The organism is Bradyrhizobium sp. PRIMUS42 (genome assembly GCF_023006515.1).
In the GTDB taxonomy this organism is placed as follows: Bacteria; Pseudomonadota; Alphaproteobacteria; order Rhizobiales; family Xanthobacteraceae; genus Bradyrhizobium.
Window position 1 is genome coordinate 1 of the sequence record NZ_JALBGZ010001011.1, and the last position, 1,703, is coordinate 1,703.

At 63.2% G+C, this 1,703-nt stretch carries 2 protein-coding genes; both read left to right on the forward strand.

Features of this window, described 5'->3' with window-relative positions:
* Positions 1-370 precede the first annotated feature (370 nt).
* Positions 371-697: a hypothetical protein gene (locus tag MOV75_RS36905; protein WP_246930767.1), complete on the forward strand. Its 327-nt coding sequence runs from the start codon at positions 371-373 to the stop codon at positions 695-697.
* Between the two features lie 130 nt (positions 698-827).
* On the forward strand, positions 828-1,514 hold the full coding sequence (locus MOV75_RS36910; protein WP_246930765.1) for a glutathione S-transferase family protein: 687 nt from the start codon (positions 828-830) through the stop codon (positions 1,512-1,514).
* Positions 1,515-1,703: the final 189 nt, after the last annotated feature.

The window sequence follows — 1,703 nt, forward strand, 5'->3', positions numbered from 1 at the left end:
GCCTGTGCCAGAAAGATGCTCATCTTCGCTAACACAGTGGTAGCCCGCGGCACGCCATGGTGCGGCGAGCCGCCGGGATCACTCCCTGCTTCTTAGTTCGACCGGGACGCGCTTCTTCGTCCCGACCTGCGGCTCCTCCTGGCGCCGCGCGCAGCGTCCGTCAAGGATGGCCGTCGCTCGCCCCAACCTCACCCGATCTGCCGCCAGGCCACGCCTTGACGGACGCGAGCACGGCGTCATCATGGCAGGCGCAGGCGATCCGTACGGCTCAAAACACCGCCGCCATTTAATGGTTGCTACGGCACCTTGAATGCCGCGCCAGCCGGGACTAGATTCGCCCCATCAGCCCCGTCCTGACCGGCCTAGTCCCATGCGACGACAGTCCGAGACATTGCTGTTGGTGCCGCTGCTGCCGATCTTCCTGGTCGGCATGTTTCCGATGTTCCTGATCGCCCTGCTCGGATTCTTCGGCCTCGCGCTGTTCGGTGTGTTGGTGATCTGCGTCGGGCTCGCCAGCAGCAACGAGGCGCACGACAATTTCAATCACGACGTCATCGTCCACGGCTACGCGCGCGGATCGGAGCGCAAGGCGCGGGCCTCCGACATGCACCTCGCCACCCGGCTCGGACTGCGCCTGGAGGCGGTCGGCGTGGCGATGGTCATTACGGCGGCGATCGGCCTTTGTTACGCCGGCTGATCTGCGTGAGGCGCAGATACCGCCCGGCAAACTCGCCGGTTGCTCTCTTCGGCTGTTCGGGCAAGAGAAGACGACCCAGCGGCGATGACGCCGCGTTCGCTCTCGGCAAGAAACACTGGGGAGATGTGTGATGCTCAAATTCTATTTCAACGGTTCGCCGAACCCGACCAAGGTCGCGCTCTATCTCGAAGAGTCCGGCCTGCCCTACGAACCGGTGAAGATCGACACCCGCAAGGGCGAGCAATTCACGGCGGACTATCTGAAGGTCAATCCGAACGCCAAGGTGCCGGCGATCGACGACAATGGGGCGACCGTGTTCGACTCGAACGCCATCCTGCTCTACCTCGCCGAGAAGACCGGCAAGTTCCTGCCCTCAGCCAGCGTGCGTGGCGAGATGCTGTCGTGGCTGATGTTCATCGCCACCGGTGTCGGCCCCTATTCGGGCCAGGCGGTGCACTTCAAGCATTTTGCGCCGAAGGACCAGAACCACGACTACGCCCACAACCGCTACCAGTACGAGACCGATCGCCATTACAAGATTCTCGACGGTCATCTCAAAGGCCGCCGCTACATGGTCGGCGACGATTATTCGATCGTCGACATGGCGCTGTGGGGCTGGGCGCGGATGCTGCCGTTCAAGCTCGGCGACGACGCCTTTGCGCGATACCCGAACGTGAAACGGCTGGTGGACGAGATCTCGGCGCGCCCGGCGGCGGCGCGCGCGATCGCGCTGAAGGACAAGTTCGCCTTCAAGGCCGAGATGGACGATGAGGCGCGCGCCAACATGTTCAAGCACATGACGACCAAGGTCGCCTGATCGCGCCACGCCGCAATTAAGGGCCACGCCGGTGCGCGTGGCCCTTTGCTTTTCAGCTCAGGCGGCGTGAACCGAACTCAGGAACTTGAAGATCGAGAACCCTGCCAGACGTGCGATGATGCCGAGCACGACGAAAACGAACAGCGCCGCGGTGACATAGAACGTGGCGATCAGCCCGACCAGATTGAG